27 protein-coding genes, 1 tRNA gene and 1 pseudogene are annotated in these 25,075 nt (G+C 34.6%); 12 read left to right on the forward strand and 17 right to left on the reverse strand.

Annotation, left to right across the window (positions count from 1 at the left end; all coding sequences use genetic code 11):
• Positions 1-146 precede the first annotated feature (146 nt).
• On the reverse strand, positions 147-848 hold the full coding sequence (gene yycF / locus ACI6PB_RS12100) for a response regulator YycF (protein ID WP_054642603.1): 702 nt from the start codon (positions 846-848) through the stop codon (positions 147-149).
• Positions 849-1,029: 181 nt separating this feature from the next.
• On the opposite strand from yycF, the gene ACI6PB_RS12105 reads away from it, so the two are divergent.
• Positions 1,030-1,102: transfer RNA gene (locus ACI6PB_RS12105), tRNA-Lys, on the forward strand.
• Positions 1,103-1,769: 667 nt separating this feature from the next.
• On the opposite strand, the gene ACI6PB_RS12110 is transcribed toward ACI6PB_RS12105, so the two are convergent.
• The 7 genes from ACI6PB_RS12110 to ACI6PB_RS12140 all read right to left on the reverse strand — a co-directional run bounded on the left by ACI6PB_RS12110 (position 1,770) and on the right by ACI6PB_RS12140 (position 6,841).
• Entirely contained in the window at positions 1,770-2,024 is a 255-nt protein-coding gene (locus ACI6PB_RS12110; RefSeq protein WP_404327480.1) for a terminase small subunit, read from the reverse strand.
• Between the two features lie 1,351 nt (positions 2,025-3,375).
• Entirely contained in the window at positions 3,376-3,813 is a 438-nt protein-coding gene (locus ACI6PB_RS12115) for an ArpU family phage packaging/lysis transcriptional regulator (RefSeq protein ID WP_404327481.1), read from the reverse strand.
• A 129-nt stretch (positions 3,814-3,942) separates the two neighbouring features.
• Positions 3,943-4,692 (reverse strand): ATP-binding protein, encoded by a 750-nt coding sequence (locus ACI6PB_RS12120; protein ID WP_404327482.1) that lies wholly within the window; start codon positions 4,690-4,692, stop codon positions 3,943-3,945.
• 10 nt (positions 4,693-4,702) lie between these two features.
• Complete coding sequence (locus tag ACI6PB_RS12125; RefSeq protein WP_404327483.1) at positions 4,703-5,578, reverse strand: DnaD domain protein; 876 nt, start codon at positions 5,576-5,578, stop codon at positions 4,703-4,705.
• 359 nt (positions 5,579-5,937) lie between these two features.
• Positions 5,938-6,156: a hypothetical protein gene (locus tag ACI6PB_RS12130; RefSeq protein WP_404327484.1), complete on the reverse strand. Its 219-nt coding sequence runs from the start codon at positions 6,154-6,156 to the stop codon at positions 5,938-5,940.
• 188 nt (positions 6,157-6,344) lie between these two features.
• A complete protein-coding gene (locus ACI6PB_RS12135) occupies positions 6,345-6,608 on the reverse strand; it encodes a hypothetical protein (protein WP_404327485.1) in 264 nt (87 codons plus the stop codon).
• 29 nt (positions 6,609-6,637) lie between these two features.
• Positions 6,638-6,841 (reverse strand): helix-turn-helix domain-containing protein, encoded by a 204-nt coding sequence (locus ACI6PB_RS12140; protein ID WP_404327486.1) that lies wholly within the window; start codon positions 6,839-6,841, stop codon positions 6,638-6,640.
• A 142-nt stretch (positions 6,842-6,983) separates the two neighbouring features.
• Between ACI6PB_RS12140 and ACI6PB_RS12145 the strand changes: the two genes are divergently transcribed.
• Both ACI6PB_RS12145 and ACI6PB_RS12150 read left to right on the forward strand, forming a co-directional pair.
• A complete protein-coding gene (locus ACI6PB_RS12145; protein WP_404327487.1) occupies positions 6,984-7,658 on the forward strand; it encodes a helix-turn-helix domain-containing protein in 675 nt (224 codons plus the stop codon).
• A 37-nt stretch (positions 7,659-7,695) separates the two neighbouring features.
• Positions 7,696-8,862 (forward strand): tyrosine-type recombinase/integrase, encoded by a 1,167-nt coding sequence (locus tag ACI6PB_RS12150; RefSeq protein ID WP_404327488.1) that lies wholly within the window; start codon positions 7,696-7,698, stop codon positions 8,860-8,862.
• Positions 8,863-9,271: 409 nt separating this feature from the next.
• Here the strand turns inward: ACI6PB_RS12150 and ACI6PB_RS12155 are convergent, their stop codons facing one another.
• Both ACI6PB_RS12155 and ACI6PB_RS12160 read right to left on the reverse strand, forming a co-directional pair.
• The gene (locus tag ACI6PB_RS12155) at positions 9,272-9,652 is read right to left on the reverse strand and encodes a TIGR02328 family protein (RefSeq protein WP_025086120.1); all 381 of its coding nucleotides are present in this window, start codon (positions 9,650-9,652) and stop codon (positions 9,272-9,274) included.
• A 4-nt stretch (positions 9,653-9,656) separates the two neighbouring features.
• Positions 9,657-10,028 (reverse strand): YbgA family protein, encoded by a 372-nt coding sequence (locus tag ACI6PB_RS12160; RefSeq protein ID WP_025086119.1) that lies wholly within the window; start codon positions 10,026-10,028, stop codon positions 9,657-9,659.
• Between the two features lie 186 nt (positions 10,029-10,214).
• Between ACI6PB_RS12160 and ACI6PB_RS12165 the strand changes: the two genes are divergently transcribed.
• The 4 genes from ACI6PB_RS12165 to ACI6PB_RS12180 all read left to right on the forward strand — a co-directional run bounded on the left by ACI6PB_RS12165 (position 10,215) and on the right by ACI6PB_RS12180 (position 13,611).
• Positions 10,215-11,171, forward strand: coding sequence for a LytTR family transcriptional regulator DNA-binding domain-containing protein (locus ACI6PB_RS12165; RefSeq protein ID WP_404327489.1), 957 nt, complete (start codon positions 10,215-10,217; stop codon positions 11,169-11,171).
• A 104-nt stretch (positions 11,172-11,275) separates the two neighbouring features.
• Positions 11,276-12,103 (forward strand): ABC transporter ATP-binding protein, encoded by an 828-nt coding sequence (locus tag ACI6PB_RS12170; protein ID WP_148299203.1) that lies wholly within the window; start codon positions 11,276-11,278, stop codon positions 12,101-12,103.
• A 22-nt stretch (positions 12,104-12,125) separates the two neighbouring features.
• Positions 12,126-12,848: an ABC transporter permease gene (locus ACI6PB_RS12175; protein ID WP_404327490.1), complete on the forward strand. Its 723-nt coding sequence runs from the start codon at positions 12,126-12,128 to the stop codon at positions 12,846-12,848.
• A gap of 16 nt (positions 12,849-12,864) precedes the next feature.
• Positions 12,865-13,611: a hypothetical protein gene (locus tag ACI6PB_RS12180; RefSeq protein WP_025086117.1), complete on the forward strand. Its 747-nt coding sequence runs from the start codon at positions 12,865-12,867 to the stop codon at positions 13,609-13,611.
• A 45-nt stretch (positions 13,612-13,656) separates the two neighbouring features.
• Here the strand turns inward: ACI6PB_RS12180 and ACI6PB_RS12185 are convergent, their stop codons facing one another.
• On the reverse strand, positions 13,657-14,202 hold the full coding sequence (locus ACI6PB_RS12185; RefSeq protein ID WP_025086116.1) for a 5-formyltetrahydrofolate cyclo-ligase: 546 nt from the start codon (positions 14,200-14,202) through the stop codon (positions 13,657-13,659).
• A 76-nt stretch (positions 14,203-14,278) separates the two neighbouring features.
• Positions 14,279-15,862 carry a cation:proton antiporter gene (locus tag ACI6PB_RS12190; protein ID WP_404327491.1) on the reverse strand — a complete coding sequence of 528 codons (1,584 nt, stop codon included), beginning with the start codon at positions 15,860-15,862 and terminating at the stop codon, positions 14,279-14,281.
• Between the two features lie 192 nt (positions 15,863-16,054).
• Between ACI6PB_RS12190 and ACI6PB_RS12195 the strand changes: the two genes are divergently transcribed.
• Together ACI6PB_RS12195 and ACI6PB_RS12200 are read left to right on the forward strand one after the other, a co-directional pair.
• A complete protein-coding gene (locus tag ACI6PB_RS12195) occupies positions 16,055-16,600 on the forward strand; it encodes a hypothetical protein (protein WP_404327492.1) in 546 nt (181 codons plus the stop codon).
• A gap of 413 nt (positions 16,601-17,013) precedes the next feature.
• Positions 17,014-17,517, forward strand: coding sequence for a GtrA family protein (locus ACI6PB_RS12200; RefSeq protein WP_404327493.1), 504 nt, complete (start codon positions 17,014-17,016; stop codon positions 17,515-17,517).
• A 176-nt stretch (positions 17,518-17,693) separates the two neighbouring features.
• Here ACI6PB_RS12200 and ACI6PB_RS12205 read toward each other — a convergent pair whose 3' ends face one another.
• The 5 genes from ACI6PB_RS12205 to ACI6PB_RS12225 are packed head-to-tail and all read right to left on the reverse strand — an operon-like array spanning position 17,694 to position 22,476.
• On the reverse strand, positions 17,694-18,920 hold the full coding sequence (locus ACI6PB_RS12205) for an MFS transporter (protein WP_404327494.1): 1,227 nt from the start codon (positions 18,918-18,920) through the stop codon (positions 17,694-17,696).
• A gap of 19 nt (positions 18,921-18,939) precedes the next feature.
• Positions 18,940-19,806: a shikimate dehydrogenase gene (gene aroE, locus ACI6PB_RS12210; protein ID WP_404327495.1), complete on the reverse strand. Its 867-nt coding sequence runs from the start codon at positions 19,804-19,806 to the stop codon at positions 18,940-18,942.
• A 3-nt stretch (positions 19,807-19,809) separates the two neighbouring features.
• Positions 19,810-20,703, reverse strand: a complete 894-nt coding sequence (locus ACI6PB_RS12215; protein WP_404280777.1) for a shikimate dehydrogenase — start codon at positions 20,701-20,703, stop codon at positions 19,810-19,812.
• A gap of 57 nt (positions 20,704-20,760) precedes the next feature.
• On the reverse strand, positions 20,761-21,600 hold the full coding sequence (locus ACI6PB_RS12220) for an SDR family NAD(P)-dependent oxidoreductase (protein WP_054642621.1): 840 nt from the start codon (positions 21,598-21,600) through the stop codon (positions 20,761-20,763).
• Between the two features lie 24 nt (positions 21,601-21,624).
• Positions 21,625-22,476 carry a sugar phosphate isomerase/epimerase gene (locus ACI6PB_RS12225; protein ID WP_025086185.1) on the reverse strand — a complete coding sequence of 284 codons (852 nt, stop codon included), beginning with the start codon at positions 22,474-22,476 and terminating at the stop codon, positions 21,625-21,627.
• A 211-nt stretch (positions 22,477-22,687) separates the two neighbouring features.
• Between ACI6PB_RS12225 and ACI6PB_RS12230 the strand changes: the two genes are divergently transcribed.
• From ACI6PB_RS12230 to ACI6PB_RS12240, 3 genes and pseudogenes are all read left to right on the forward strand, one after another.
• The gene (locus ACI6PB_RS12230; protein ID WP_404327496.1) at positions 22,688-23,593 is read left to right on the forward strand and encodes a LysR family transcriptional regulator; all 906 of its coding nucleotides are present in this window, start codon (positions 22,688-22,690) and stop codon (positions 23,591-23,593) included.
• A gap of 90 nt (positions 23,594-23,683) precedes the next feature.
• Entirely contained in the window at positions 23,684-24,217 is a 534-nt protein-coding gene (locus ACI6PB_RS12235; RefSeq protein ID WP_025086434.1) for a helix-turn-helix domain-containing protein, read from the forward strand.
• A 5-nt stretch (positions 24,218-24,222) separates the two neighbouring features.
• Positions 24,223-25,065 (forward strand): annotated as a pseudogene (locus ACI6PB_RS12240) (IS3 family transposase); the annotation flags it as partial.
• Positions 25,066-25,075 lie beyond the last annotated feature (10 nt).

Consider the following 25,075-nt stretch of genomic DNA (forward strand, 5'->3'; position numbering starts at 1 on the left):
TATTCGATTTCTTTTGAGAGTTGTATTATTGGTTCAATTTATTTGCAACTGCTGTTTTTCATTCTATGATTTATTTGCTTATGCTGCTGCAAACGGGTTCCGTAAGGGCAACTCCTCGGAGGCTGAGCGCCCTTGCTCCGCCCTCTCTATTCTCCATCAGGATCTCTCAAATAATATCCAACTCCACGTCTGGTCATTAACCATTCTGGTTGGCTAGGATTATTTTCAATTTTTTCACGTAAACGTCTTACGGTAACATCAACTGTTCTAACGTCACCGAAATAATCATATCCCCAAACGGTTTGAAGTAAGTGTTCACGCTTCATAACTTGTCCTATATGTTGAGCTAAATAATGTAGTAACTCAAATTCACGGTGTGTTAATTCAATTTCTTTTCCATTTTTAGTTACTGTATATGCATCGGGAAGGATGGTTAGATCACCGATTTTAATTTCACTAGTCTTCTTATCATCACTCTGCATATGACTTTGTGATCTAAGACGTGCTTTAACACGTGCAACTAACTCTCTATTTGAGAATGGTTTTGTAACATAATCATCAGCCCCAAGTTCTAGGCCAATGACTTTATCAATCTCAGTATCCTTAGCTGTTAACATAATGATTGGAGTATCTTTAGTTTTTCTGATAGTTCTAGCTACTTCAAGACCATCAATAACTGGAAGCATTAGATCTAGTAAAATCAAATCTGGATTATCTTCATCTACCTTATCTAAAGCCTCTTGTCCATCAAAAGCAGTTATGACTTCGTAGCCTTCATTTTCCAAATTATATTTAACAATATCGGAAATTGGTTTTTCATCATCTACTACTAGAATTTTTTTAGCCATTTTATATCTCCTTGACACAATTATTATACTAGTTATTTACCATTAAAACAAAATCCCCATAAAGCTACCTTAAATTTTTCGAACTTTTTTTAAAAAAGTACTTGCTATAAATTTGGAGCTTATGGTAAGATATATCTCGTTGGTTGAGAGGGAAACAACTTATCAATCAATTAAATTCCATGGGTGGTTAGCTCAGCTGGCAGAGCAACGGACTCTTAATCCGTGGGTCTGGGGTTCGATCCCCCAACCACCCACTAGCTTACTTTTAATCAGTTATAACGAGGCTTAAAAGCCTTGATATGACTGGTTTTTTATTTTTCTTAGTATTTTTAAGAATCAATAAATAATAACTTTATGGTAGTCAATTTGGTAGTCAATTTAAAATAATAATATTACTGGTCGGGCGGTTGTCATCACAATTCTGTGATGGCTTTTTTAATATCTAAATTAATTAATGAACAAGGGTGTACCTTTAGTACTCCCTAATAAAAATGCTATGTACTCAAAGTACACAGCATAAATACTAAAGACATCTGCGCAAAATTGCGCACATCTTTTTACTGCTTAGATTCAATCTAGCAACCTCAAAATGTAAAATTTAATTCCTACATTTTCCAACATTTAATTTTTATTTGAGCTTAGAGGGTTGCGCAATTTTCAGCTATCCTCCTTATATATCCGTGTTAGTTTCAAAATTTTTAATGTCCTAACATCCCTTAACGTTCTTTAATGTGTTCCTAATGCCTTGGTACGTATGATACTACATGAATATCAGTAAACCTATCCAATAGGAGCGTTACTAATCAAAGGGAGCGTTATTACAGGCGTACATAAGGTACAGTTGTTTTAATAAATTACTTTCTGCCAAAAGTGGCAGCATGTCGGCTACATCAAAATAGAGATCAGACGCTTGCTGTTTCTTTATGTTAGGGTTTGCGAGGGTGCGACTACCTTCAAAATGGATAGTTGCTTTTTAACCTTAGTATTTCTTAGCATTTTAGATCCGTTAACCATGGCTGACTCATAACCAACCTCATAGGCTTTTTGATACGCCCAAGTAGCATTGAAACGTTGTAAATAAAAGAGGCAGAACAGTTTTTGCTTATCATTAAGCTCACCATTTGCCTCTAATTCATCAACGATTTTGGGTGCAACCTTTTTGGATTTAGGGTGCACCCATTTTTATTAAAAGTTGCATACTTTTTTGAAACATATCCCACAAATTGGGGCGCCACTTTTTGCGTCCCACAATGCTAGTAATGTCGAATTTTCGACCGTGAGAAATTAAATATTTATATTAATATTCTAGTTATGTTCAAGTGAGCAACTTCAAAATAGATAGTTAATTTTTTATGCCAACATTTGCTAACATTTGCTAACATTTGCTAACATTTGCTAACATTTGCCAACATTTGCCAACAATTAGAGATGTACTTTAAGTACGTACTTAATTACATCCGTATTTGTTTTATGATTTTTGTTTTACGACATCACTTGTACGCCTTGATACATATAACATTAGGCGACTATTATTGAACCGGCTCATAGAATTGCTATCTCAAGCACTTCAGGTCGCTGCCACTTTTGGCAACGGTAGAACTTACGCTGTAAACTCTGGTTTACAATTCTTAGCGGTTCGTTAACTTGCTATAAATAATTAAACTGTACAGCCCCGACTTGCTTCGTGTTTTTGACCTAACAGAACGGTTCGTTCGCTCGGCTTTAATAAGTTCCGTCGTGGATCACGACACTATTTTTATATTCATCATCAACATGAGCGCCACTTTTGAATGCTAGAGGGGGTAACGATTCGTTACTACCTCACATCTTCGACCGTGCCCACTTTTTGACACGGTATATTTTTCTAATTTGAGAACGAACGTAAATAGGTCTGCCTACTTTTCGGCTACCCTCAATTTTTAAGATTAGGTCTTATCATAGTTACAACGTTAATAAGTTAAAGTCATTTCATACCAACATATATCAACATGGCAATAATTAAAAATACTTATTTATCAATGCTTTCGGGGTGCAACCGTACGCAAACAAGGGGTGCGCAATTTTGCGCAGTCGTTGCATACTATTTTGAAACCTTATCCACCATTTTTACGGGTATGAAATTATTCAGTTTCGCTCGCCACTTTTGGCGGAGTAGTTGCAACTACACCCAAACATTTTTTCACGGTCGAACTTTCGACTATGAAACATCTTTTTGTAATCGGTCGAATTTTCGGCTGATTGAATTTTGTTATCAATTGCTTCTAAAAACGGGCTATCTTGGGGATGTTCAAACATCCCTATTTTTGTTTCAATATACGGACGTATAAGCTCAATTATGATTAATTAATATAATTAGTCACGGACGTAATAAAAACGTCCCAAATCTAATTTATTTAAGACGTGGGGCGTTTATTCAATACGGCTTGTTATGATTAATTCTTTTTAATACCCGACAAATCTGCCCTTAATTTCATAAAGAATGGAATTTTTTCTTTTTAGGGGCTCCGATTTATCCGAAATTAGCAAACTATACACGTTTTAAGTCGTTGTCTGTATAACTATAATCGCTAAGATCGTATATACCTTGAAACATTTCAGCAAAATGCAATAGCGAACGATTCTTATAAACATTAAACATAGATGGTTCATATCCTGTTAATTCCATAGTAACCGTATTACTCTGATCCAATAAATAACAATTCTTGAGAATAATCTTATATATTCTTGGGCTTTTGTTTATGATGTCATACGTTTCCTTTACGTACTCTTGGGCTTGTATGCTACTTATTATGTTATTTTCTTGTGTATTAATATTGCTATGGCTTGGAACTGAATCAAATTGGGGGGATTGTAAACTAGATAAATTCATGTGAGAACGTGCCCTTAATCTTGGAAAGTCTTTTTCGAAGTATTCTTTTACATTAGCAATAGTCTTTCTTTTGTTAAGTTCTGGAAACATCCCCATGAGTACAACCTCCACCAGTGATATAATTGACTTGCTGACATCAATTAGTTTATGGCTGTTCACAAATATGTGAATGGCTTTTTTTGTGCCTTAGATCCAATAAAAGGGATGTTGTTATCCTTAGTTGTTCTAATTCTTGAGCAATCTGTAATCTGAACTTTTAAAACTAATAACGTTGTTTGAAGCTGTATACATCAATTTACTAACTAACTTAGGGTTATAGATCCGTTTTAGTTCTGCACCCGTATTGTTAGTTGTGATAATCGTTGTTTTATCATCCCTTGATTGAGCAATATTGAACAATATTCTCTGATTGTATGTGCTTGCCTCGCTTGCTGAACGTTGCATACTACTTTCTGAACCTAGATCATCAATTACTAGCACATCGGCGTTTTTCATAGCTTTATAAAGGCTGTTAACTTGCAACTTGGCTCTTTCATCGTTGAAATTCTTAGTTAACTCAATAAATTGGGCAATATCGACAAATAAACAACTGTATTTGTCTTTGAGCTTATTCAATATACTAATTGCTAACATTGTTTTCCCAGTTCCTGACTTGCCATAAAAAATAAATTTATGCCTTTCTCCATTCTCAATTCTTTTTGCAATGCTAACGGCTTGCTCTAGTTCACGATTTTGCTTGTCATCAGTAACGTTGAAATCATCAAAGCATTTATTAATATCCTCACTGCTACCAAATAAGGAATTATTAAATATAATGCTATGTTTATTTTGCATGTATGCTCTTGTTGCTTTCACTTCGGCGTCATGCATTCTCTTATCTCGGTCTTGTTCAACGCTACTTGGGTCTATGTGAATACCTTTTTTTCTAAGATGTTCAATCATTTTTTTATCGAGAAAATTATTGAAGTTTTGCATTATTCTACTCCTAAAAACCTAATTGGGGATCTTTGCGATCGTATCTATTTTCCCAGCCGTTACTAACATCCCTCAATTGGTTATTTTTATTATTATGATTTTTTTGACTAGCTTTGATATTGGATAGGGTAAACAGGTTATCCTTTTGCCAATTATTTAAAATGGTTTGTATGTACTTCCAGTTATGAACATTATTTTGGGCTGTTAACTCAATAGCAAACCTGACAATGTTATAAGATTCTTTAAGGGATGTTTTATGTTCAACGAAATCATTGACCGATTCTTTCAATTGCTGAACAACAATAGGGTTAGTTACTCCGATATTTTGTTGGTAATAAGTTATTAAATTTTTCAAGTCGTCATCATCCGATTTTGTACTTGTATCGTTACCGACATCCGACTTGCTACTTTTTGAACTGAATGGAGTATTAGTTATAGTATTAGTCTTAGTATTAGTAATAAGGTTCGTTACCCTATCTGTTACCCTGTCACTTACCCTATCTGTTACCCAATTGCTACCCTGACTGTTACTTTTTTTTATTACCCTATCTGTTACCCAATTGCTACCCTGTTTATTACCCAGCGTATCTTTACCACCAATTAGATTAATGATTTGATATGTAGGAGCGTCTGAATTTCTTTCGCCCTTTGTGTATTTAATCAAGCCTATTTTAAGCAATTTTTTTCTAGCTTGAACAAGTCCATTAAGTGATAGACCTGTCATGCTCATAAGAACATCATTGGTTAATCTGAAAGAAATATCGAGTCTGTTTTTATCGTTTGCATAGTCTAATAATTCTCGGTATAAGCTATTCTGACCAACTGAAATATGAAGTTCATATACTTTTAATTCCCTGAAAGCACGCCTCTGTTTGAAGTAGTCCATAAGTGGCTTTTTACCTCCTAACTTAGGTTAATAAGTCCCAACTTGGATAGTTCAATCAATGAATTTTTTACGCTTTCAGAACGTGGTATATTGCCCGTTATTGGTTCAAATCTTAGTTGCGGTTGCATTGTCCTCGTCCTCCATGCTTATTGCGATAAGTCCCAACGATTCTAATTGTCTTAGAGCTTTATAAAATTTGCTTCTAGTATTGGGCAATCTGTCTTCTGAATAGGGAAATTCAGTATGCTGAACTCTATTAAATATATAAATGTACGTACTAAACGTTGACATACTGACACTGTTCAACAATTCTTTGTAGCTTTCGTCTTGAATTGGTTCGTTTCTAAGTATGATGTGCATTAGTTAAGCACCGCCTTTTTGATATTTTTGTACACGGGGATGTTAGTTACATCCCTGTTTAAAGACTGTGCTTGTTGTAATGAAATTAGATCCGCTTGAGCAACATCTAATATTTCTAAGTCGCTATTGCTTGGATACTTTCTCTTTTTAATCTCATCAACGATAAATTGAAGTCCTGATATAACAGGATCAATATAATAATTAGTATCTTTTTTCATGTGTTTATCCCTCTCGATTGTTGGGAAACATGATAAAATAAAAGGGTATTTTACTTACAGAAATACTCGATAGACATTGCTTACTTGGCGGTTAGTAATGTCTATTTTTTTGTACATTTTTCATGTTCCTAATTCCTTACTTGGTTAATATTCACGATGAATCACATAAACCGCCCCTCCAGACTTTTTTAATGTGATTCAATGTAATCGGTTATATCTTTTTTTGAATACAAAACTATGCCATCAATTTTATGAGATGGTAAAAGCCAACTGTCAAAAGTCGTGCCTGATATACCAACAAATTGAATTGCTTCTTTTCGTCTTAGATATTGTTTATCTAATGCCGTATCACGTCTTGCCCTTTCAATCTCATTGGTAACGATCGTATAAACCTGTTTACGTAACTCGTTAGAATCATGCTCGTTTAGCATCACACTAATACTTTGAGCCATATTCTCACCTCCTTTCAATACACCCCAATCTATTTTTTATTAGGGATGTACTCAATAAGTTCACTCAATGGAACTTGTAAATAATCACAAATTACTTTTAATGTCATTAAATTAACGTTATTTGATTTTCTATGATAAATTGCTGAAACAGTTGCACGACTTAATCCAGTACCACCTGAAACATCACCGATAGTCAAAAGTCTTTCTCCTAAAATTTTTGAAAGATTGTTCATTTTTACACCCTCTTATAATTTTTTACACTTTTAAATCATTATTTACATCTTGATAATAGCATTACATAATAACTATTTCAACGTTTATATGTCTATTGAAATGATTAAATGCTATAATTCAATTTGAAAGGTGGCTATTATAATGATTGCGAACCGTCTAAATATATTATTAGCCGAACGCTATTTAACTATTAAAGATGTTATTGATAATACTGGGATATCACGTAATGCCATTTCTAATATCGTTAACAAACCATTGGCAAATATTTCGACTGAAACAATAGATATTTTATGTAATTATCTTGACGTAACACCGAACGAATTCTTTGAATTCTCACCATATTTAATAAATGTAAATATCAATGATGATATTGATCATGACACATCTTATATTCTTGATGTTTCAATCATTTCTCAAAAAAAAGAAACTAAAAACTTTTATCTCATAAATATGAATACAATGGACAATGTCGGTATGGCAGATGTTAGAAAAAATAAATATGATTTATATTTTGAAATCTATACTGAATACACTGAATTTAACGAACTATATCCTTCACTTAGTCCTGTGTTTCAAAGAATAATTACTAAATCTTTTATAAACAAAATAGAACAAGCTTTGAATGATAATAATATTTCCAAAAAACTATCAATTTATTTGGATGCCATCAAGGGCGCTAACTCCGGAATTGAAGAGAATTTTAACGAGTATATAAAAAAACAGAATAAAGAAAACTTCTCACTATCTATTACATTTCCCTGGGAAGATATATCAAAAAAACTTATTTTAAAAAATAATGAATATATAATTGACTAACTCCTAAACCGCCCCTCCAGCGTTAGGAGAAATAACAATGACAAGTATTAAAAAGTACATAAAAAAAGACGGTTCAACCGCCTATATGTTTCGTGCTTACTTGGGTATAGATCCACAGACTGGCAAAGCTAAACGTACTACACGCCGTGGCTTTACCAATGAAAAGAACGCTAGAAATGAATTAAAAAGAATTGAGTACGAGGCTACTCAAGGATTAAACACCGTTCAAGTATGCAATAAGACCTTTGAAGAGGTTTACCACGAATGGTATAAGAGTTACGTCAATACCGTACGTGAGAGTACATGGAATAGAACAGCAGGGATGTTCAATAATCATATACTCCCTGCCCTAGGCCGTTATCGTATTAGGACAATTACAACTGCTCAATGTCAAACATCCCTTAACAAGTGGTTTAAAACCACATCAAGAAACTATAAACGTTGGTTTAACTATGTTCAATCTGTTTTTGAATATGCGATAAGACAACAATATATAACCGATAATCCTACTAAGCGTGTCATCATGCCAAAAAAACATGCTGCAGCAGGTAAAAAGGCACCTAATTTCTGGGATAAGTCACAATTGAAGACATTCTTTAGCTATATAGACCCTAATAAAGAGTTAGAACGATATACATTGTTTCGTTTGCTTGCTTTTACAGGTATAAGACGTGGCGAATGTCTAGCACTTACGTGGGATGATATAGACACAAAAAATAGCACCTTGAACGTCAACAAAACATTAACGCAAGGTGCTAAGGGTAAACAGATTATACAAGCCACTAAGACTAAAAAGGGAACTCGTATAATTTCACTAGATTCTACAACTCTATTTTATCTTAAAAAATGGCAACTGGAGCAAAAACGTAAATTATTCATCCTTGGGTTTAATGCTAATGAATCAGATCAATTACTTTTTGCTACAACCAAGAATACATTTAAATCATTGAATACACCTAAGAAATGGCTTGATCTAATTACCGACCGTATGAAAGCTAACAACGTGACATTACCACACATTAGCATCCACGGTTTTAGACATAGCCACGCTAGTGCCTTGTTCTCTGCTGGTGCAACTATCAAAGAGGTACAGGAGCGTTTAGGACATGAGGACGCACAAACTACTTTGAATATTTATACTCACGTTACTAAGAAACAAGATAAAGAGGCAGTTAATAAACTGGTAAACTTTTTAGATTTTTAGTCCGTGGTAGTCAATTTGGTAGTCAACAATAAATATGACACCGCTAGAAGCCTTGAAACAACTGATATTATTGAGTTTATTGGATTGTTGGGCTCAAACCCCCAACCACCCATAACAATTATCGCTTAACCGATTATGATGAAAATCATGATCGGTTTTTTAGTGTCTTCTTTTTTCAAAAAAAGCTATTAGTAATATAACTAACGGCTATTTATATTAACACTTTCTTCAAAGACGTACCAAGATAACAAATTAATGACAGTAGCTAACTTCATGATAGTGCGGGGTAATAATTTGTAAAATAGCTTTAACTTTCAGTTGGAATTTAGAATTCTAAAACTTAATCAAAAAAAATAATCGTCTAAACTTTAAGGTTTTACGATTATTTAATTAAATTTAAAATTAACTATCACCTTAGATAATTTCGCTGAATAGAAATCCCTTTTGCCTTCAAATTATCAACACACTCTTTTAAATATGCATCATTATGTTCAGGATATATGGGACATGTATTGGGTATTTTTTCCAATTTATTATATGGCTCACAATGTATTCCTCTATAATTCGGATCAAACCAATTATCATTAGGTCTATATCCACGACTAATCATCTCATTCATGACCAACAGGTGAAACTGATATAGCTTATAAGGAGAATACTTAAAAACATAGTCCACCGTAAAATGCTTTTTACCCCAGCCGTTACCCCTAAGAGCTGCAACTTCTCTATGTTGGCCCAGTAATTGTTGTCTAGGTAATTTTGAAATTAACTCTTCATGCCATAATCTCATGTTATTATTTTTCCAATTCTCTTATTATTCTTGATTGCATAAGATACTTTATTTGATACTTATAAGTCAGATCTCTTAGGAAAAGCCCCAATTGGTCGTCTTCTGGTTCTAAAGATGCAATCAATTTAACATATTCTTTTCTTTCAGAATCAGTACATATTTTTTTAAAGTAACCCCAAATGTGTTGATAAACATTGGTTAATGTTTTCTTTGTGGGTTCAACATTTTCTAAAGATTTTATAATTCTTTCAAGCTCTGTTTCCTTAGCTTTAGACCATTCATTGTTTTTAGCCATCAATCGAATTTGATCATACGCCTTTTGAGATTTTGACATCACCCAATATTTATTATATGCCCACTCTTCTTGCCAATTAATAACTATCATCACCTTTGTATAATGGTTTATTATTCTATAAATTCAAATCATATATACATTATGCTTTGAGTACAAGAAATTGAATTTCAAAATATAATTTAACAACTCTTTGTATGAAAGCCAACTAAAAGGGACAGTCTTTGTTAAAATTAAATTGTTATTAAAATCTCAATTGTGGAGCAGGAAATGAATTTAATTGAATTCGAAAATGTTACTAAGCAGATCAAGAATCAAAGTATCTTCAATAATATTTCTTTAAAAATCAATTCAAAAGAAAACATTGGTTTAAAGATGTCTCACACTGAATCAAGCGTTTTCTTTGATTTATTGGAACAAAATACCCTGCCAAGTGCTGGCTCAATCATCAGTCACACCCAAAATATCTCAACTAATCGTTATAACGATGGAATTTATCAAAAAATAACTGTTAAAAGCTATCTCCAATTCTTTAATCGTATAGCCGATCAACACGTCGACATAAAGAAGCTAGCACCTCAATTTTTTTTAGGTGATAATTTGACAATGAAAACTAACGCTCTTTCCACAGATCAGCTTGAGAGACTGCACCTTTTTCGAATTGCTCTTTCAAAACCAGACTTAGTTTTTATTGAAAGTCCCCTGCGAGACTTATCAAACGAAGGAGTCAAATCTTATCTCAAAGCCTTAGAAGTCGTTCGTCAGAAATCAACTGTTATCGTTATTTCATCATATATGGAGGAACTCCTACAATTGAGTTCTACCATATATCAATGTATCGACCACCAATTAGAGAAAGTTGATTTAGAACTAGATAAAGATTCCTCTAAGTCACAAAATATCTTCCGTCTCTCCAGTCATCTTGACGATAAAACAATTTTCTTCAGTCCTAACGAAATCGACTTCATCGAAAGCATCAATGGTGTCAGCAATTTTTCCATCAATTCCGAGTATTTCCCTTCCTCATTAACAATGGACGAACTTGAAAAGAAACTGCTTCATTTTGGTTTTTTCAGATGCCACCGTTCCTATCTCGTCAATTTGCAACGTATTTCCGAATTAATTAGCTATTCCAAAAATAGCTACACTCTGATTTTGAAAAATAGTAAAGAAACGCTTCCCTTATCTCGAGCTAAATTAGATGAACTCAAGGACCTACTTCAATAACGTAGGTACAATTCAGCTTGTTTCTTCCACAACTCGCTAATTTTTGAACATTTATTTATTCTTTCCTTGTATTCTATGGTTGTAAAAACAAGGGAGGAAACAATATGGTAACCGTACCAATAATAGAAGTTAAACATCTCTATAAAAACTTCGGCGGCCAAGCGGCTTTAAAAAATCTCGATTTTTCAATCCAAAATGGCGAAATTTTTGGCTTCTTAGGTCCTTCTGGAGCTGGTAAAACAACAACTATTAAAATACTTACAGGTCAGCTCGTTGCAAACTCAGGTATCGCTAGTGTTCTCGGAAATAATAGTCGCTTCTTTAAAGAAGATATTTACAAGCATATCGGTGTCGTAACGCATGATAGTGGTTTATATGAAAATCTCTCTGCCTATGACAATTTAAGAACCTTTGCTCGTATCTTTAACGTTGATAAAATGAGCATTGATTCTTTGTTAAAACGAGTCAATCTATATAATGATAGAAAAAAATTAGTCAAAAAATTCTCACAAGGTATGAAACAAAGATTAATTTTGGCACGAGCCATCCTCAATCGTCCTCAAATACTTTTTCTGGACGAACCGAAAAACGGTATTGATCCCGGTACAACTCAAAAAATTCATCAATTGATTTTAGAATTAAAACATTTCGGTACTACCGTTTTTCTAACTACACACAATATGAATGAGGCTGCTAAACTTTGTGATCGAGTAGCACTTCTAAACAATGGAAAGATTGCTGAAATAGGATCTCCACAAGCCTTAAGTTTGAAGTACAACAAAAAAATCCAATACAAAATTCTTTTAAAAAATAATACCGCACTGAAATTAACTGATTCCGATGAAACACGGCAGAAGATCAATTGGTGGATGGAAAACGGTGAACTACAGACTATTCATTCCTGCGAGCCAACTTTAGAAGACGTTTTTTAGAAGTGACGGGGAGAAAACTAAAATGAATATATCAATGCGAAAAATAAACGCAATTTTTATCTTGAGATTACAACTAATTTTGAAAAACTTTTCATTACTCATGGCACCATTGATGGCAATCGGATACGTTATCGCTTTTAAAAATTTTTTCCCATCTAATTTACCCTCTCTCAGAGCCCTAACTTTAAATATGGGGATTATCCTAAACATAACAATGGGTGGAATCATGTTTGGCTCTTATCCGATTGCTGAAGAAAAAGAACATCACACTCTAAGGGTTTTAATGACTTCATCAGTCAATGCTACTGAATATTTCATTGGTAGTTTGCTGCCTTCACTTTTAATTCTTACCTTAGTAAGTATTATTCTCGTGCCTTTAAGCGGTACTTCTTGGCAACAAGTATCTATCATTAATTATTTAGTTATCACTATTATCTGTACTATCATCAGTATCTTAGTAGGTTTCACAGTTGGAATTTTTTCTCACAATCAAACCAGTGCTGGTGTTTTAAGTTTATTACCAACCGTTATTTTCACTTTTATTCCTATGTTTAAAGGTTTTAACAAGACTATCTCCACTACATCCGATTTTCTATACTCAGGAGTAATCGCCAAATTTATTAATCAGAGTTTACTCAAGCATAGATTCACTTGGAATTTATTTGACGTTGGTCTTTTGATAGTCTGGTTAATCATTTTTTCTATTGTTCTAATTTATGCTTACAGATATAAACATTTCGATTAGTCTGGAGGGATTCATTATGTTAATAGATTACGGTGAAATTTTAAAGACATCTGGTTTTTCCAATCAAGAATTATCCAATCGACTAGGTATTTCTATCGCTAAAGTTGAATTAATTGAGAACAAGCAATTTTACCCTAATGAATCCTTGGCTCAAAAAATTATCCAATTTCCTAAACAAAAGATCAATTTGACCCCACCAGTAGTAGCCGACGATTTTCAATTCGGTCAACCAATCAAATTAAGACGAGTAATATTTTCTATTATCTTCATTATTTTTGTTAGTCTTCTATTCACGGGCTTTGGCTATCAACCTTTCTGGGTATTTTTATTAGTACTATTAATCGGCCTATTCGTAACATTGCCTAGTTGTTTTAACGATTATTGGTTAATTAATAGGGATGGTCTCAAAATAAATGCATTCAGTTCTTCCAGCACTACTAAACTTACTCAACTGCTCCACATAATTCCCCTCACTCAACGAACAATTTCATATCAAGATATCGATCACATTAACATTATTTATCGTACAAGACCCCGTACTGGTCCATTCGACATCAATCCAGATATTCTTCAATTAATTTGTACCCTGAAAAATAATCAAGAATTATCCATAGATCTCAATGTATCTCTCGAAAAAAATCTTCTAACTTTGATTAGAGTATTCACTTATCAAGGTGTCGACGTTTATGATCAACAGAGAGTTCTTCTCACCTTAACTAAAAAGGAGAATCTCTTTCAAAAATTCAATCCAAAATTCTCCTAAAAAAGAGTTCACTATAGAATCATACATAGTGAACTCTTTTAAAATTTAATCTACCAAAATTAATTTTTGAATCTTAACATCATAGTCTTCAATTTCCCAATCAGCTGTAGCAAAATGCATTGCTGAAGGTACTAAGGCTACTGTAGAGCCAGAATACTGGGCTAAGAAGCGGTCATAATAACCACCACCAAAACCTACTCGATAATTTGAATCTTCTGCAAAAGCTAATCCGGGAACAATCACTAAATCCGGTTCCTGATTAACTAATGTCTCATCATAGGCTGGTTCAGGAATTCCAAACTTGCTAGTAATCAAGTCTTCACGACTAGCAAATGGTAAAAAGGCCATTTGACGGTGAGGCATTGTCTTAGGTAAATAAACTTTTTTACCTTCTTTACGAGCTGCTTCCACAATAATTGGTGTTGGTACCTCAATTGGACTGCTGACAGTCGTCGCAATACTTTTAGCATTTTGCCATTCAGTTGTTGCCATTAACTTCTGCAATAACTTAGCACCTTCAACCTTAGTCTTAGCCTGATTGGCTTTTAATTTCTGAATTTGTTGTTGTCTCAAAGATTTCTTGTCTATGATAATTCCCTCCCAGTCTTCAATTCTTGCTTTATAAGTTTACATTTATCGTTGGTAAAAAGGAACTAACTTAATCTGTTTATTCTTCATCTTCTGAGACAGTTGGTCCAATTACCAAAGTTTCAGCCAAAAGGATTTCATTGTAAAGTTCGAAAACATAGTTCTGATACTTTACCTCACTTTGCGAAATCATATCTAAATACTCTCGCTCTTGTACGAAAGCATTCATAAAGGCACGCATTTCCAATTCTTTTTCTGCTCCAGTAAACTCTGGATGGCGCACGACATCAACCCAGGCTTTGACAAAATCTCTGGTTCTCGTGCGCTGTTTTTGTGCCATCAAGTCAAAGATAACTGACTTTTTAACATTATCGGGTAAATACATTTTATTAACTGAATCAATAGCTCGATGGACCATCTCTACTCTAATTTTGTCGACTTCTTTTTCTGCATCATCATCTGTTACGTCTTTCTTCAATAAGAAACGAAAGGCAATCGTCGGTACTATTAAACTCAAGATGATAAGAACACTTTCTGACATTAGAACTAAATTGAAATCAGCGCTGGTTACGTGATATTCAGCTAACGTGTAGGCCAAAGCTAAAGTAACAGCTCCATGAACTCCACCTAAAGCAAAGATCCACGACGACTTATTGTTAAAATCTAATCGTAAGCGACCGTAAAGATATCGGGCCAAAACGTTAACCAAATAAAGTGTTAAACCAATCATGATCCAAGTCAACGAGGCATTTGTAAACTTCTCCTCAGAAATGATCTTAGTAAACATATATCCTAAAATTACGAAAACCGTACTATTAAAAATTTCAGTGATCATTGAAACTAAATCGAATCCTAAATGAACCTGGGGAGCATTGATCAAACGGCTTCTTTGTGCTTCAGCATTGTGAACTAAACCAGCACAAACTACGGCAATGATTCCCGAAACATGAATTTCTTCGGCTGCGTAATACAAAACAAATGGTGTCAGAATATAGATCAAACTCTGTGCATTCAGAGAATTATACGAACTTCTTAAAAGAATCTGTCGAAACAAAACCATGATCCACGCTGCCGCAAAGCCAAACAGAACACCACCTCCGGCCGAAATAAAAAAGTCCTCCAAGGTTTCACCATAATTAATGTAACCATTGATGTACCAAAGAATTGCCATATTAAGGAGAATAATTCCGGAAGCATCATTGAATAACGATTCCATTTTTAAAAAGGTTCCTTCATTTTTTGGCATCTTCAATCCGTTTGTGACCGACTCCATTGCCGTAGCATCAGTTGGTGTACTAATAGCAGCCAAAATAAAAGCTAGAGGCAAACTGACTCCGGCAATTTCCCAAACACCAAAGCCAGCCAAAATCATATAAATAACGACCAAAAAAACAGTTGTCTGAATAATGTGTTTCAATTCTTTCCCAACTGCATTCAATCGCGTTGCCTGACCCTCAAAGAATAACAATGGTGCAACAATCAAACCAATAAAAATATCAGAATTAAAAGTCATTACGTTCTTACCCATGATAGGAATAAAGAAAATCAGGGCACCAATGATCATACTGATATAATTGACCGATATTTTCGAAAAAACTTGAGCCAAAAAGATACTAACAACCGATGCCAATATCAAAATAAATGTCGAAACCATTAAACTCATAAAATCTTCCCCTTAATGTTTCCAATTAATCAAATTAAATATAGCACATCCCTATTCAGAATAGCCTTTAGACGCAATCTCTATCGATTTATTACTATATCGTTTATTTGCCAATTTACAAAATGATACGTTTATAATTATTAGTAGTATAATGAAAACGTTCACAAGTTTGAATCTAAAGAGGTGTTATTTATGCATACAGTCGATTCAAAAATTTTAGCTTCTAATAACTTTTACAAAGATGACCTTAACGTCAAAAATAAAATATTCAAAGTTAGACTCAACAACAGTCAACCCTTACGTGATACCATCTATAAGTACTCCAATGAGGTTGTTGGCATGACCTACAAATTGAATGTTCACATTGATAATGACATTCACATCTGCGATGTAGAAAAAACCGTTCTGGATATTCCTTTTAATGAAATTAAATTTATCCAGTTTGGCATTCTCCGTCTTTTAGGTTCTGTCAGTTCCGTTCCAACTAATATGTACTACCTCTTAATTTATATAGAAACAAAAGAGTCTATTAAATTAGGTATGGTTGATAATTCATTGCAGCATTATTTTGATTACGTCAAGTTATTAAAGGATCATGATTTTCCTTTAGAGGACCCTTTCAAAATTGCCGAAATGAACTTAACGGATCTTACCCAGACCTATAATTATCTTCAAAAAAATTATGATAAACTGGCGGTCACAGCTGGCTATCACTCAAATAAATCCCATCTCAATTAAGAGATGGGATTTATTTATTTAACAACTTCTTAATGCCGACCATATCTTCATTAATACCAAATAGACCTCCGCCTGGCTGTAACTGCGATGTGGCATGTAAATTATCTAATGCCGTGTAAACATTTCCATTTCTAAAATTGGCCGTTTCTATCAAATAACCTTAAGGTGAATTAAAATGTTTCACATGGAACATATGGTGTTTGGTCACTCATCAAATACTATATCTTGTGTTTGAAAATTCTCCTTGTTTTAATCTTAAAACATCATGATATTTAATCCTACTATTGCAATCTTTTGGTAAAATAATTTAAATTATATTTAATTTTTTAAAACTTTTAATATTTGTTTCTCTACACTAAAAAAGGTTTAAGATAAGACTATATTCACAATTTCTAGGGGAAGTTGATACACATATGAATAAAAAAACTGATTTAGAAGAAGAAAATTCACTAACAAAAATTGTCGACGATGTTTCTGAAGGTATTAATGATGCCGGCCCTGTATTCTCAACTGAAGATTACGCTGAATCTGAAAGCAATGGTAAACAAGCCGTTCGTTACTTACTTTGGGGATTACTCTCCGTCGTAGTTAACTTTGGTACATTCTTTATACTTTATCGAGTACTCAAGGCCAATTATCAAGTTGCCAATATCGTTGCTTGGTTTCTAGGTGTTCAAGTTGGTTTCTGGGTTGATCGAATCATTGTCTTCCGCCACAAATCCAGCACAGCCTTTAAGGAAATGTTGGCTTTCTACGGCACACGTATTTTAACTTTCTTAATTGAAAGTGCTACGCTTTGGGTTGGTATTTCATTAATGAGTGCTAACGGTGCTGGTACTAAGGTAGTTGGTCAAATATTAGCTATCGTTGGTAACTATATTCTTTCAAAGTTCTTTATTTTTAAAAATCGTAATTAATCTGCTTAAATCAAAAAAAACGGCTTCCATTAAGTATTCAAGATATATCCTTTACTTGAATCTCTTAATAGAGGTCGTTTTTATTTAGTCTGGAGTAAGAAATAGAAATGTGTTCGGCTATGTGATTATTATTGGCGGCTTTGTCGTTTACAATAATCACTTTTTATTTTTCATATTTAATTTTCTAAGTTAACTGCTGGCGCACCAGTTTTCACTCTTTCATGACGCTTAACAATCAAGGCCAAACCGATTCCAATAATTGTGATAACCACGTTTAAAAGAATTATCATTCTTGGAGCATCAGCACCGGTCATCTTTGTCAAATAAGCAGCCACTGATAGAACGGCATAATTAGCTGTACTGGAAGCTATCATAACTAATGAGGTAGCTAAGCCTTTACTTTCAGGGAAAAAACTAATGGTTGTCGAAGTTGCTAATTGTAAAACTCCTCCGGCAGCGGCATATCCTATCACAAAACTTCCTATATAAAGAATAATCGGACTAGTTATGAAATAACAAAGTAATAACATGATAACGGAAATACTTAGATAAATAACTAATACGGTGGTTTCTTTCAATCCTAAATGAATCAAGCGTGCTGTTAACAAAACAGCCACTGTTGCACCTACGGCATAGAAGGATTGCAAGAGACTTGGATTCTTAACACCATAACTTGAGCCCAATTCTTGATTACAATTTAACCAAATCATAAAAGTCGTTGAACTTGTAAAACCAATTAAGATTGAAGCAATCGCAGCAGCCGAAAAATGATGCTTCGTTGCAGCCTTATTTTTACTTTTGGCAGCTTTTTCTTGTTGTGGAAATGGTAAAAACATTACTAAGAAAGCATCTGCTAACATCAAAATGCCACAACCAATAAAAATAATTTTATAAGATAAGTGGGCACTGGCTACTAAGCCGATTACGAATGGTAAAAGAAATTGAGCTACTGTGATTGAGAACTTCGTAAACAAATTAGCAATTGAAGCTGATTTGGGGAAGATCTCCATAACACTTGGAGAAATACATGTATCCAAGAAAGAATTAGCAGCGCCATTGATGATTCCCATTGCATAAGCTATCCACAATTGGTGAACTGAAATTACACCAAAGAAAAACACTACATATAGAAAAATACCAATTAAGCCACTAACTCTGCGTCCAACTTTATCTGAAATTGGACCGGCAAATGGATAAGCTAATAGTCTTCCCAATCCATAAGCGGCAATTACTGAGACAACCATTGAAACATCGATTGCTCCGTTAGAGAGTGTTGAAGCTCCCCAAGCTTTCGCAAATTCAGTTTTATATTGTCCCATGATCGATAATGCAATTCCTAAAATAAAATAAGCAAAATATAGAGCAAAAGCAGTTGGGTAGTACTTTTTCTGACTATTCACCATTTTACTATCCTCCATTAATTTAGAAGAACAATTTCTTAACATCATCTACCGGCATATTTTCGCCAGTGTAAAGCTTAAAAGCGGCAGCACCTTGTTGAACTAGCATTCCTTTTCCACCAATAATTTGGCTACCATGATCTTTTGCATCCTGCAACATTTTAGTTACAGCGGGACTATAAACCGTATCTGTAACAACTAATCCCGGACGGAAAACGGAAGTATCTTTGATATTAGTCTGATCAACATTTGGTGCCATACCGGCTTTAGTAGCATTAGCTAAAACGTCACTATTTTTAATGGCCGTATCTAAAGCCATCTGATCATTAATATCGTCGACAGTAACTTTACAATCAGGCACTCTCTTCATAATTTTTTCGGCAATAACTTCAGCATTATGATAGAAGGAATCTTTCGGATTAAAGATATGGATTTCTTTGACACCATCTAAAGCCATCTGAACAGCAATGGCAGTACTAGCACCGCCAGCTCCTAAAAGGGTCAAAACTTTTCCCTTTGGCTCAACTCCATGTTGACGAAGATTAGCTACGTACCCGGCTCCATCAGTATTGTGACCTGTTAAAATACCATCATCGTTTACAATCGTATTAACAGCTCCAATTAATTGAGCAGCTGGTGACAATTTATCAACCAATTTACTAGCAGTTTTTTTACAAGGCATTGTGACATTGGCACCACGCATATTAAAAATACGCATTTTTTCCAAAGCTGAATCCATCTCATCTTCTTTAACATCAAAAGCCAGATAAGCATAATTGATTCCAGCCTGTTCAAAACTATAATTGTACATTGCTGGTGAACCTGAATGTCTTACCGGCGAACCGAATAGAGCTAACATTGTTGTATGACCATCAATTCTTGCTTCCATGATTTAGCCTTCTTTGACCGTTTCTTTAGCCTGTTGTTGTTCATAGGCCTGATATTCCGCAGTTGGCATTTCCTTACCTGTAAATAGACTGTAAGCCGCAGCACCTTGCCATAACAACATTCCTTTACCGGGAGCGATGGTGCATCCCAAAGCTTCAGCGTCTTCAATCAATTTTGTCTTGAGAGGATTATAAACCGTATCGGCAACAACCAAATCAGGACGTAAATAGCTTTTATCAACTAGTGATTGTCCATCTAATGGTTTCATTCCTACAATAGTCGCATTAACTAGAATGTCGGCTTGGGCAATTTCTGCTTTTAACTTAGCTTGATCACTAAGTGAGTAGACGTTAACTTTTACTTCAGGCTTAGCTTGCTCAATTTTTTCTTTAGTTTTTTCAGCGTTTTGATAAAATTCATCATCTTGATTAAAAATAGAAATTTCTTTAGCACCATCCAAAGCACATTGAACTTGTAAAGCCGTTGCGGCACCGCCAGCTCCCAATACGACTAACTTCTTATCTTTAATATCAACACCATTTTCTTTCAGATTACGTACAAACCCAATTCCATCAGTAATGTGACCAGTTAGTTTACCATTATCGTTCACAATGACATTGATAGCTCCAATAATTTTAGCAGCTGGTGAAAGGTCATCAACCAAAGTTGCAGCAATACTTTTGCATGGCATTGTGACATTGCTACCACGTACTTTAAATAGCCTGAGCGCATCAATTGCTTGGGGCATCTGTTCCTTTTTGACGTCAAAAGCTAAATAGGCGTAGTCCAATCCTTGTTTTTGAAAACTAAAATTATACATTGCTGGTGAACCTGAATGTCCTACTGGTGAACCTAATAATGTGAATAAACCTGTTGTTCCTGAAATACGTTTTTCCATGATAAGCGCTCCTTATAAAAAAGGACCAAGACTTTCGTCTCAGTCTCTTAATTGATTTTATTTTTTAGCTGGTTGGTGGTGATCAATAGCGTATTGACGACGGCCACCTGGTTTTGGAATCATATCTGAGATCATCATATGAATTCCACCATCGACCATAACTTCACTACCGTTTGTATAATCTGAGCGATCACTGGCCATAAATAGAACAGTATTAGAGATGTCAGTCAAATTACCGATACGCTTGCTGGCAACCAAACGTTTTCTGCCGTCTTCAACTTTAGGATCACTGTAGAAATTCTCTGACAATGGTGTCTTAACCAAACATGGAAGAACACAATTACTGCGTAGTCCAAATTGTCCCCATTCGGCAGCCATCTGTTTGGACATCATATTAACGGCCGCTTTAGTTGTGCTGTAGGCACCGCTGTATGTTTCTGGTGATAATGAAGCAGCAGTTGAAATATGAACCAAAGTACCGTGACCTTGCTTGATCATAACTTTTCCAAATCTTTGTGACATTAAGAAATAACCTGTGATATTGACATTCAAGGCTTGTTTCCATTCGTCCAAGCGTAAATCTTCTAGTGGAGAGAATCTCAAAATGGCAGCAGTATTTACCAAGACATCAACTTTTCCAAATTTATCAACAACTTCTTTAACGGCTGCATCAACTTCTGTCTCATCAGTGGTATTACATTGAATTGCTAAAGTTTTAACGCCATATTTATCAGAGATTTCTTTAGCTAAGGCTTCTGTTTTATCCTTTAATAAGTCGACCAAAACAATATTGGCTCCCTGTTCAGCGAAATCATTAGAGAACTTTGTTCCCATTCCGCCGACAGCGCCTGTAATTACAACGACTTTTCCTTCTAATCCTAACCATGTATCACTCATATTCTTGTACCTCCCAATTGCTAATTAAGCTGTAACTGTTTCCTTCAAAATTTCAGGCCATGCCTCTTCCATAACCTTAACTGTGTTCTTATATGTATAATCAGCTACGTAATCGATTCCTTTAGCCATATATGCATCGGAAATCACTTCTACACCGATAACTTTTGGATCGACTCCGGCATCTTTGATCATCTTAACGAATCCCGCTGTATCCAAGTCCCCAGTACCAGGAGCTAAACGATCGTGCATTGATTCATCACGTAAAATTGATTTGGCATATGGTCTTGTATATGCATCATCCAATTGGATAGAAATAACACGTTTTGCTTGTTCCTTTGTCAATATATCATATGGTTGATCGGCTCTGACCCAGTGCCACATATCCAAAAGCATATAAACATTGTCACAATTAGCTTTTTGCATAATTTTCCAAGTCTTATCCAAGTTAGGCAATCCACTGTATGGCATTGGCTCTAGTGCGATGATCCACTTGCCTGCTCTAGCTGCCAATTCTTGAAGTTTCTTAGCTGTGTAGTCGATCGGATAATCTTCCATCAATCCAGTATTAATATGCTTTACACCGAACAATTCACACATATGGAAACACATCTGTTCCTTATATTTTTGTTCATACGTTCTTGGTTCTTCACACCATTGAACGATATATTCAACTTCGGTACATCTAATATTATATTTAGCAAGAATATCGAGAATGTCCTGATCAGTTAGGCCTTCATTTAAAGCATCAACATAAGTTTCGGCACGAAGTCCAATTCCATCATAACCTGCTTCACTAGCGGCTTTACAACGATCCTCAAAGCTGCATTTATCACCTAATGTCCAAGAACTAACTGTAATAGGATGTGTCTTTGTCATAATTAACTCCTCCAAAAGTTTGTGGATTTAGCATGCATGTTCTTTAATTCACATATTTATTTACGAGTTCAATGTAACCGTTTTTTTAAATATCGTCCAATTACTCTTTATCGTAGTCATCTATAGCCAAAAGTTATAGATTCTGCTATATTGGCTGTATAAAGCGATTTCAAAACTAACTAGATTTCACTTTTAAAGGGGATATTTTATTATGAATTTAGATCATCTACGTTATTTTGTGGCTTTATCTCGAACTGAGAATTATACGCAAACGGCAAAAATGTTACATATTACACAACCGAGTTTGACCAAAGCTATGCATTCATTAGAAAAAGAACTCGATCTAACTTTATTCCAACGGAATGGACGACGTGTAACTCTTACTCGAGAAGGAAGATTATTTGCTAACAGTGTTTCCACATCCCTAATTTCATTAGACAAAAGTATTGCTGAAGCTAAGAGCCTCAATGAAGAAAAAACAATCATTCGTTTGGCATCATTACGTACTTTGAGTATTAAATGGTTACCCGACATGGCACAACGCTTTCTAAAGTCTACCGAGAATCCTACTGTCGATTTTCAATTCAACACAGATACGGGACTTTCACCAGATATCCTCAATGGTTTACGTGCAAAAAAATATGATGTGGCCTTCTGTTCTCGTTTAGATAATTATCCCGACTTAAATTTCTTTCCTGTCGCTGAACAAACAATGGTATGCATAACCCCAATTGATCATGCCTTAGCCAACCATTCTAGTGTGAATTTGGCAGAAACGCTAAATTATCCTCAAGTTACATTTTCAGAAAATAGTGGACTTCATTCCATTATGAACAAACTTTTTAGTGAGGTTGGTGGTCATCCTATCAGTGCCTATTCTGTGGAAGAAGATCAGGCCATTGCTGGTTTAGTTGCCAATGGATTCGGTATTGCTATCGTCCCTAACATGTCAATCATGCAAACCATGCCCGTCAAAGTAATTCCAATTTCATTTCCTAATGAACAACGAATCCTTCACATGGCAACTCTGAAAAGGACTGAAAATCAACCGGCTATTGCTAGTTTCGTTAATTTCGTTAAATCTCAAAGTAAACAACTTTCGATCAACAATATTTAAGACAAAAAAGGTACTAACCAGAACTTTCATTCTGATGAAGTGCCCTAAAATTGTTAGACATAATCTAACAACTTTAGGAGCACTTTTTTTATGACCAAATACTCTTCAGATTTCAAAGCTAAATTAGTAAATGAATACCTTGATGGACAAATTTCTATACTTGGATTATCGAAAAAATATGGAATGCCCAGTAAATCACCGATTTATCGCTGGATCCATCAAGCGGAGGCGAATGGACTTGATTATTTGATAAGTAAGAAATCCCATAAAGAATATTCTCAAGATTTCAAATTATCCGTGATAGAATATTATAAATTACATGAGATCAGTCGCCTTGATACTGCAATTTATTTCAAGATATCACCTAGTCAAGTTGATTCATGGATCTATAAATATAATCAATATGGTGTTATTGGATTAAGGCGTCGTCCCAGAGGGAGACGACCGTTAATGGCCAAGAAAAAGAAGAAACAAACACGTTTAAATTCCACAAAAGAAGAGAAATATAAACAGGAAATTCTTGATCTAAAAGCTAAACTACATGATGCCGAAATGGACCGTGATATTTTAAAAGCACTAAAGACCTTGCGAGAAAACGATCACAACTCGAAAAAGCAAAATTAGTCAAATCATTACTTAAAAAATACAAGTTGAATGAGTTATTAACTAAGGTCGATCTACCAAGATCAACTTATTATGAACGCCTTAGTAAAACTGATAAAACAGATAAATACGCTCAACTAAAAGATTTTATTGTTAAAACATATCACGATTCAAACTCAACCTACGGTTATCGTCGAATCTGGAAAGAGTCTCTCAAGGTCGGATTCAAAAATTCTCCAGAAACAATTCGGCATTTAATGACCAAACTTAAATTAAAAGTAGTTATTTTTTCAAAACACACATCCGGTTACTGTTCCTATAGAGGTAACCTTGGAAAAATAGTTCCTAATACAATCAAACAGAAATTTACTGAGACAGAACCTTTAAAAGTATTACATACAGATGTAACTCAAATACGTTTGCGTAAAGACAAATGGGGCTATATATCCGCCGTGCTGGACCAGGCCAGCGGCGAAATATTATCTTATTCAATAAGTTTGAGCCCTAATAAATTACTAATATTAGATACTCTAGAAAAATTGAAGCAAAATATAGTTCCCTCTTTAAAACCAATCCTTCACTCTGATCAAGGATGGCATTATCAGCTCAAATATTATCGAGATACCCTAAAAACAATGGGTATTGAACAAAGTATGTCTCGAAAAGGCAATTGTCACGACAACGCCCCAATTGAGAGTTTTTTTAATCTGCTCAAAAGAGAATGTCTTTATAGGTATAATATCGATGACCTAACCGAATTAAAGAACATAGTCGCTAAATATATCAATTGGTACAACAATAAACGTATTTCTTTAAACAAAAATGGATTGTCCCCTGTAGAATACAGGGAACAATCCATGATTTTTTAAAACTTATAAA

Origin of the sequence: Companilactobacillus paralimentarius (assembly GCF_963227125.1) — a bacterium.
Lineage (GTDB): Bacteria > Bacillota > Bacilli > Lactobacillales > Lactobacillaceae > Companilactobacillus > Companilactobacillus paralimentarius.

Bases quoted from the DNA above. Each gene is read 5' to 3' on its own strand.
- ACI6PB_RS12140 (WP_404327486.1), bottom strand. From the start codon at position 6,841: ATGAACAATCTTTCAAAAATTTTAGGAGAAAGACTTTTGACTATCGGT.
- aroE (WP_404327495.1), bottom strand. From the start codon at position 19,806: ATGGAAGCAAGAATTGATGGTCATACAACAATGTTAGCTCTATTCGGT.
- ACI6PB_RS12215 (WP_404280777.1), bottom strand. From the start codon at position 20,703: ATGGAAAAACGTATTTCAGGAACAACAGGTTTATTCACATTATTAGGT.
- yycF (WP_054642603.1), bottom strand. From the start codon at position 848: ATGGCTAAAAAAATTCTAGTAGTAGATGATGAAAAACCAATTTCCGAT.
- ACI6PB_RS12220 (WP_054642621.1), bottom strand. From the start codon at position 21,600: ATGAGTGATACATGGTTAGGATTAGAAGGAAAAGTCGTTGTAATTACA.
- ACI6PB_RS12120 (WP_404327482.1), bottom strand. From the start codon at position 4,692: ATGCAAAACTTCAATAATTTTCTCGATAAAAAAATGATTGAACATCTT.
- ACI6PB_RS12190 (WP_404327491.1), bottom strand. From the start codon at position 15,862: ATGAGTTTAATGGTTTCGACATTTATTTTGATATTGGCATCGGTTGTT.
- ACI6PB_RS12145 (WP_404327487.1), top strand. From the start codon at position 6,984: ATGATTGCGAACCGTCTAAATATATTATTAGCCGAACGCTATTTAACT.
- ACI6PB_RS12115 (WP_404327481.1), bottom strand. From the start codon at position 3,813: ATGGGGATGTTTCCAGAACTTAACAAAAGAAAGACTATTGCTAATGTA.
- ACI6PB_RS12225 (WP_025086185.1), bottom strand. From the start codon at position 22,476: ATGACAAAGACACATCCTATTACAGTTAGTTCTTGGACATTAGGTGAT.
- ACI6PB_RS12150 (WP_404327488.1), top strand. From the start codon at position 7,696: ATGACAAGTATTAAAAAGTACATAAAAAAAGACGGTTCAACCGCCTAT.
- ACI6PB_RS12180 (WP_025086117.1), top strand. From the start codon at position 12,865: ATGTTAATAGATTACGGTGAAATTTTAAAGACATCTGGTTTTTCCAAT.
- ACI6PB_RS12230 (WP_404327496.1), top strand. From the start codon at position 22,688: ATGAATTTAGATCATCTACGTTATTTTGTGGCTTTATCTCGAACTGAG.
- ACI6PB_RS12175 (WP_404327490.1), top strand. From the start codon at position 12,126: ATGAATATATCAATGCGAAAAATAAACGCAATTTTTATCTTGAGATTA.
- ACI6PB_RS12155 (WP_025086120.1), bottom strand. From the start codon at position 9,652: ATGAGATTATGGCATGAAGAGTTAATTTCAAAATTACCTAGACAACAA.
- ACI6PB_RS12200 (WP_404327493.1), top strand. From the start codon at position 17,014: ATGAATAAAAAAACTGATTTAGAAGAAGAAAATTCACTAACAAAAATT.
- ACI6PB_RS12125 (WP_404327483.1), bottom strand. From the start codon at position 5,578: ATGGACTACTTCAAACAGAGGCGTGCTTTCAGGGAATTAAAAGTATAT.
- ACI6PB_RS12165 (WP_404327489.1), top strand. From the start codon at position 10,215: ATGAATTTAATTGAATTCGAAAATGTTACTAAGCAGATCAAGAATCAA.
- ACI6PB_RS12135 (WP_404327485.1), bottom strand. From the start codon at position 6,608: ATGGCTCAAAGTATTAGTGTGATGCTAAACGAGCATGATTCTAACGAG.
- ACI6PB_RS12235 (WP_025086434.1), top strand. From the start codon at position 23,684: ATGACCAAATACTCTTCAGATTTCAAAGCTAAATTAGTAAATGAATAC.
- ACI6PB_RS12170 (WP_148299203.1), top strand. From the start codon at position 11,276: ATGGTAACCGTACCAATAATAGAAGTTAAACATCTCTATAAAAACTTC.
- ACI6PB_RS12195 (WP_404327492.1), top strand. From the start codon at position 16,055: ATGCATACAGTCGATTCAAAAATTTTAGCTTCTAATAACTTTTACAAA.
- ACI6PB_RS12130 (WP_404327484.1), bottom strand. From the start codon at position 6,156: ATGAAAAAAGATACTAATTATTATATTGATCCTGTTATATCAGGACTT.
- ACI6PB_RS12205 (WP_404327494.1), bottom strand. From the start codon at position 18,920: ATGGTGAATAGTCAGAAAAAGTACTACCCAACTGCTTTTGCTCTATAT.